Raw genomic sequence first — 6,933 nt, 5'->3', positions numbered from 1 at the left:
ACTCATCTTGCGCAAGCCGCTTAACTAAAAAATCATGTCTAACTTTTGGGGGTCACTACACGACGCCTAAGCGGCGGGGATGGCTCATCGCTCACCCGGCGGAAAGCGTTCGACTACAGCGAAAATCCTAGCGGTCACCTAATAGGTCTTTTACCAGACAGTGTCCCTATATTACGCAATATATAGTATTCATTGACTTTTTCTTATAAAGGAAACCTTTTATATTAAGGATTGATTGTTTGCCATGATTGATTTGTGCTATATCTTAGTGGAAACTATTGAATGCGCACTATATAAAAAAACTGTAAACAACTCGTTTTTTCGAGTTAGTCTACAGTCTTGGATGCTAAGCGATTAACACGTTCCAATCACTTAAGATTTTCTTCAATTGTTGTTCTGTCGAATCCAAAGTTCCATTATTATAAATAACTGCATCCGCTTCTTTTTCTTTGATCGATAAAGGAAGTTGGGATTGGATTCTTGCTTTTGCTTCTTCTAGCGTAAAATTATTTCGAGCCATTAATCGCTCCAATTGCATTTCTTCCGTAACCGTCACGACTAATATTTTTTCTACATATGATTGCAGTTTACTTTCAAATAATAATGGGATATCCATAATAATGGTTGGATGACCTTCCATTAGAAGTTCTTCTTTTTGACGAAGCATTTCCGCACGAATGGCTGGATGGATAATGTCATTTAATTGTTTTCGTTTGGAAGGATTAGAAAATATTATTTCCCCTAATTTTCCACGATTTAAGGAACCATCTTCTGCGATGATTTCTTGTCCAAAGACTTCTGTTATCATTTCCAATGTTTCCGTTCCTTTTTCAACGACTACTCGAGCCACGATATCTGCATCGATAATAGGGTATCCTAATGCCTTTAACATATTTGACACAGTACTTTTTCCACTTGCAATACTACCAGTTAAACCAATTATCATAACAATCCTCCGTTACTTTTGACATGTACCACAATAAGTAGACGTTCTTCCACCAATTGTTTTTTGCAACGTTTTTCGACCACAAATAAGACAATTCTTTTTACCGTACATTTGCAGTCTATTTTGCATATTACCTGCTCCGCCGTTAATATTACGATAATCGGAAATGGTGCTTCCTCCGTTTTCGATACTATCTAGTAGCACGATGACGATTTCGTTAAATAATTGTATTTTTCGCTCGATACTAATTCGATTCACTTTTCGAGCTGGATGCATTCTCAACCTAAATAATGCTTCTGTCGCATAAATGTTTCCACACCCTGATACGACATGCCCATCCATGATAAATTCCTTTATCGCTTTACTTTCATATTTTGGTAAAATACTCATCGCCAAATAATGATCTAAAGCATCTTGGTCAAAAGGCTCTGGCGCCATTAGCAGTAACGGAGGATAATCTGCTTCAGTTTCGAGAAGACGAAGCTCCCCAAATCGTCTAATATCTGCATAGACGAGCATGTCACCTTCGTCCAAATGGAAAATGACATGCGAATGCCGTATAAATTTTTCTTCTCCAATTTCATGCAAGTTACGAACGTAAAACCAAGCCCCAGACATTCCTAAATGTGAAACGAGTAAATGAGGAATTCCATCTTTCGTTAAATGAAAATAAATATATTTGGAACGTCTATCGATTTTTTCAATCGTCATTTGGGGCATTGCTTCGCGAAATGCATCCACATTTGCCCCTTTTATAATGGCTTCTTTGCCATTAGCTTTTGATGTGATAATGGTTTCCGAAACGTCTACGGATTGTATCGTTTTACCTGTTGCAATTGGTCGCAACGACCGAACGACCCCTTCTACTTCTGGTAATTCAGGCATATTTAAAACTCCTTACTTCGTTTCGTACCAGGAAGCACCAAATGCATAATCCACTTTCAATGGAACAAGTAACTTAATCGCGGTATCCATTACTTCTGGTACAATTTTTTCAAGTAATGCAATTTCTTCTGGTGGTGCTTCAAAGATTAATTCATCATGCACTTGTAATAACATCTTCGTTTGCATATTTTCATCTTTTAAACGCCCGGCCATATCAATCATCGCTTTTTTTATAATATCTGCCGCACTTCCTTGTATCGGCGTATTCATCGCCGTACGCTCAGCGAAGCTTCTCAGATTAAAATTAGAACTCGTAATTTCAGGCAAGTATCTTCTTCTATTTAAAATCGTCGTGACAAACCCTTTTTGTTTTGCAACGCGAACGATATCATCCATATATTCTTTTACACCTGGGAAGCTATTTAAATATTGCTCGATAAATGTCGCTGCTTCCTTTCGTGTAATGTCCAAGTTTTGCGATAAACCATAATCACTAATCCCATATACAATACCGAAGTTAACTGCTTTGGCAGCACGACGCATATCCGACGTCACATCTTCTGCATCTACATGGAAAACATCCATTGCCGTTTTCGTGTGAATATCCAAGTCGTTATTAAACGCTTCTACTAAGTTTTTATCTTCCGACATATGGGCAAGCACACGAAGTTCGATTTGCGAATAATCCGCGGCAAACATAACCCAATCAGGTTGCGACGGTACAAATGCTTTTCGAATTTTTCTACCTTCTTCTAAACGAACCGGTATATTTTGCAAGTTTGGATTAATCGAACTCAGTCGCCCTGTAGAAGTTAATGCTTGTTGGTAGCGTGTATGGATTTTCCCATCTTCTTCATGGATTTCTTTTAATAGCCCTTCGATATACGTTGAATTTAACTTACCCAATTGGCGATAATGAAGAATTTGTTCAATTATTTCATGCTCACTCGCAAGCTTTTCCAGTACATCCGCCGCTGTAGAATAACCCGTTTTTGTTTTCTTTATTGGGGTTAGTCCAATTTTTTCAAACAATATAACGCCTAATTGTTTAGGAGAATTAATATTAAACTTTTCTCCTGCAAGCGCATATATATCTTGTTCAATCGATTGGAGCTTTATTTCTAAATCATGTCCCATCTCGACAAGAATTTGTTTGTCCACTTTCACACCGTCTGACTCCATCGTTCCAAGAATTGATGCAAGTGGTAATTCTAATTCTTTATACAATGCGAATTGTTCATTTTCTTTTAGCTTTTCTTCTAAAGTCGGCTTTAATTGCCATATAGCCTGCGCTTTACGTGCCGCATGTTCCGCAAGTTTCTCCAGTTCAGGCGTTGATTTTTTTGCGCCTTTTCCATAAACACTCTCATCCGTCCATACATTATAGTTTCCGAATTCTTTTGCAAGTGTAGATACGTCGCCAGAAGAAATCGATTGATTGACAATATAAGCTGCTAAAAGCAGATCAAATTCTGTTCCTAGTATACTGACACCATGTTTTCTACTCACTGCTTGTGTTGCTTTCGAGTCCGATAAAAATTTCTGTTTCGAATCATCCTCTAACCACTTACAAAAAACATCCGATTGAAATGCTGTTGACCCTTTAATAAAATACGAGTCTTCCCCGTCTGATAGAGCGATTCCTAGTAATTCACTCGTATGATATTGTTCATCATACATTTCGAGATGTAAAGCCATTTGATCTTTTAGAATAGAAGAATCTATTTCATCTAAAACGTTATAATTCAATTCGGTCATTTCTTGCTCTTCTGCTACAAAATCTGACTTTTCTAATAGCGTTCTAAATGAAAGCTCTTTCCAAATCTCCACTACTGCTTCCATATTTGGTCCACTGTATGTTAACTCATCTACAGTAACTTCAATAGGAGCACTTGTTTCAATTGTTGCAAGTGTTTTACTCATTTTTGCTTGCTCTTCATTTGCAACTAATTTCTCTTTTAATTTCACTCCACTAACAGTGTCTAATGCTCCATAAAGATTTTCAACGGAACCATGTTCTTTTAATAGTTTGACGGCCGTTTTTTCACCGACTCCTGGAACACCTGGAATATTATCGGAAGCATCTCCCATGAGACCTTTCATATCAATAATTTGAAGTGGAGTAAGTCCGTACTTTTCTTCGATATGTGCAGGGGTATATTTTTCAATATCTGTTATACCTTTGCGTGTAATATATACCGTCGTATTTTCAGTTGCTAATTGCGTTAAGTCTTTATCCCCCGAGACAATGACAACTTGTTGACCATTTGCATCAGCTTGTTTACTTAGTGTTCCGATAATATCGTCCGCTTCATACATTTCCAACTCGTATCGTTTAATACCATATGCATCGATTAGTTTTCGGACATAAGGGAATTGTTCGGAAAGTTCAGGTGGTGTTTTCTGTCTTCCCCCCTTGTATTCACCAAATGTCGAGTGTCGGAAAGTAGTTTTTCCCGCGTCAAACGCAACAAGCATATGCGTAGGATTTTCTTCTTCCATAATTTTTTGTAACATGAGCGTAAAACCATATACGGCATTTGTATGTATGCCATGTTCATTTGTTAATAAAGGTAACGCAAAAAATGCCCGATATGCGAGACTATTTCCATCCAATAGTAGAATTTTTTCGTTTGACATTAAGTTCACTCCTTCGATTTACCATGCATCTCATTTAAGAAAATAAAATCGTCATTCCCTATATCTTACCATGATAGTAAGGGGAATGACGATTCATAAACTATTCTAAGTAACCAGAAAGAATTTTCGCATAAGGAGAGTCAGATGGAATAATAATCATCGAATCTTCTCCAATCGTTCGCTTATAAGATTCAAGTGTTCGGTAAAGGGAATAGAACTCTGGATCTTTAGAGAAACTTTCATTGTAAATTTTTGCGGCCTCTGCATCGCCTTCTGCTGCAATCATTGCAGCCTCTTTTTTGGCAGTCGCAAGCATCTCCCTTACTTGACGATCTGTATCCGCTTCAATACGGCGTTTATCAGCGTCCCCTGTAGATAAAAACTTTTGTGCAATACTTTGTCTTTCCGAAATCATCTCATTGTAAACGGATTGCTCGTTTTCTTCGGGTAAGTCCGTACGTTTAATACGAACATCTATAACTTCAATACCGTATTTGTCTTTTTGGAGCAATTCATTTACATGAGTTGTAATTTGATCGTTCAAGCTTCCTCTTGAAGAATTTTCATCATTAATAATCTCGTTATAGTTTAATTGACCAAGCTCCGAACGTACAACCGAATAAATAAATTCTTCCATACGTGATCCTGCATTGATCAGGCTACCCGCATTCGAGATCATCTCTTTTGCGTTCACAACTCGCCAAACTGCAAAATTGTCAATGATAATACGACGTTTATCTTTCGTGTTAATCTCTGCTTCTGATAATTTGTAGTTCATTTGATATTTAGGAACGGTTGTAACACTTTGGATAAATGGTATTTTCATATGCAAGCCTGGTGTATGCTTCACATCTTTTATTTCTCCGAATTGGCGAACCACTTTAAATTCGCCTTCTTTTACAACATAAATATTCGCAAAAGCAATTACAACAACTACAAACATAATGAAAATAGCGATAAATGACTTTGTATATTTTTTGAAATCTATCGGTGTTTTTTCTTTTTGTGGCTTCTTTTTATTTTGTGTTGCTTTGAATTTATCTTCTAAATTAGAAAATGGATTATAATTATCCGCCATTATTGTCCACTCCCTTCTTGTTTTTCTGTAGCCGTTGGTGGTGGAGTTGTTTGTTTATTGGATTCCAATTGTTGAAGTGGTAAATACTTCATCGTGCCACCATCATCATTCATAATATAAATTTGGGCATTCGGTAATACTGCATCGAGCGTCTCCATTACAAGTCGCTGTCTCGTAATCTCTTTATTGTTTGCATATTCAGCGTAAAGCTTATTAAATAGTTCTACATCTCCGAGCGCTTGTTGAATGCGGGCTGTTTTATATCCATTTGCTTCCGAAATGATTGCATCCTTTTCCCCTTCTGCTTCACTCATTTTTTGGTTCACATATTTTTCTGCTTGGTTTACTTTCGTATTTTTCGTTTCCTCTGCATCAGTGACAGCAGTAAAAGCAGATCGTACTTCCGCGTTTGGTAGCTCTACGTCTTGTAGTTTTACTGTAAGTACAGTTATTCCAATATCATATTTGTCTATTAACGAGCCTAATAGTTCAACGGTGTCTGCTTCTATTTGCGCTTTTCCGGATGTTAATGCATCATCAATTTTAGAGTTCCCAATAATCGAGCGAATAGAGGCAGATGTTGCATCATGCAATAATTCTTGAGGACTTTCGGAGTTAAATAGGTAAGCTCTTGGGTCAGTAATCTTCCACTGTACGACCAAATCCGTTAAGACAATATTATCGTCACCAGTGATCATTTTTGTATCTTTATCAAAAGTATCGGTAACCTCCCCATCAGGTGCTTGCTTATAGCCAAATTGAAGACTAAACGTTTCTTTTGAAAGTTTTTCTACTTTTTGAATTGGCCACGGCATTTTAAATTTTAGACCTGATTCTATAATAGGGTCGCCTGCTTCCCCAAACGTAATAACAATTGCCTGTTCTGATTCATCTACTGTGTACCAAGAAGTAAATACTGCAGATAATAAAATAATTCCTAGGATTGAAGCAACAATGATGGATATTAATCTCTTTGTACTCATCGTATTTCCCCTTTCTATATGTATACTTCTTTTACGGAGTGAGCACCCATTTGGTTTCAAAAATAAAAAAACTAGCTCTTATATAAAGGATAGTCTTCATAGTTTAGGGATACTGCGTGGTAGTGCGTCAACTAGTGACCGCTATGATTTCCACTGCTGGGCGGACGCTTTCCGTGGGGTGAGCCATGAGCCTTCACCGCCGCGCCTGCGCGCGTCCGTTGTGAAGTCTCATTTTGCTCACTTGATCCCACTGGAGTCGCCTCCCAGCAGCGAAATTCCATGGGAAATTGCTTTCTTATTCAGTGGCAACTTGCAAAAAACAAACTTTTTGCAGTATTTTGTCTGGCTGAATCCAATAAATGGCTTAGGGCAACCAGTTGATCATTGAAAGCAACCAGTTC

Annotated in this window: 5 protein-coding genes; all 5 read right to left on the bottom strand. The window is 37.6% G+C overall.

What is annotated here, in order from left to right; translation table 11 throughout:
* Positions 1-346: 346 nt before the first annotated feature.
* Complete coding sequence (gene coaE, locus FG383_RS20470; RefSeq protein WP_142609501.1) at positions 347-946, bottom strand: dephospho-CoA kinase; 600 nt, start codon at positions 944-946, stop codon at positions 347-349.
* Between the two features lie 12 nt (positions 947-958).
* On the bottom strand, positions 959-1,831 hold the full coding sequence (gene mutM / locus FG383_RS20465) for a bifunctional DNA-formamidopyrimidine glycosylase/DNA-(apurinic or apyrimidinic site) lyase (protein ID WP_142609500.1): 873 nt from the start codon (positions 1,829-1,831) through the stop codon (positions 959-961).
* Positions 1,832-1,843: 12 nt separating this feature from the next.
* A complete protein-coding gene (polA, locus tag FG383_RS20460) occupies positions 1,844-4,471 on the bottom strand; it encodes a DNA polymerase I (RefSeq protein ID WP_142609499.1) in 2,628 nt (875 codons plus the stop codon).
* Positions 4,472-4,571: 100 nt separating this feature from the next.
* The gene (gene hflC, locus FG383_RS20455; RefSeq protein ID WP_142609498.1) at positions 4,572-5,549 is read right to left on the bottom strand and encodes a protease modulator HflC; all 978 of its coding nucleotides are present in this window, start codon (positions 5,547-5,549) and stop codon (positions 4,572-4,574) included.
* Entirely contained in the window at positions 5,549-6,532 is a 984-nt protein-coding gene (gene hflK / locus FG383_RS20450; protein ID WP_142609497.1) for an FtsH protease activity modulator HflK, read from the bottom strand. The genes hflC and hflK overlap by 1 nt, the downstream gene beginning before the upstream one ends.
* Positions 6,533-6,933: the final 401 nt, after the last annotated feature.

Origin of the sequence: Psychrobacillus soli (assembly GCF_006861775.1) — a bacterium.
GTDB classification, from domain to species: Bacteria; Bacillota; Bacilli; order Bacillales_A; family Planococcaceae; genus Psychrobacillus; species Psychrobacillus soli.
This window is presented reverse-complemented; position numbering and strand designations above follow the sequence as displayed.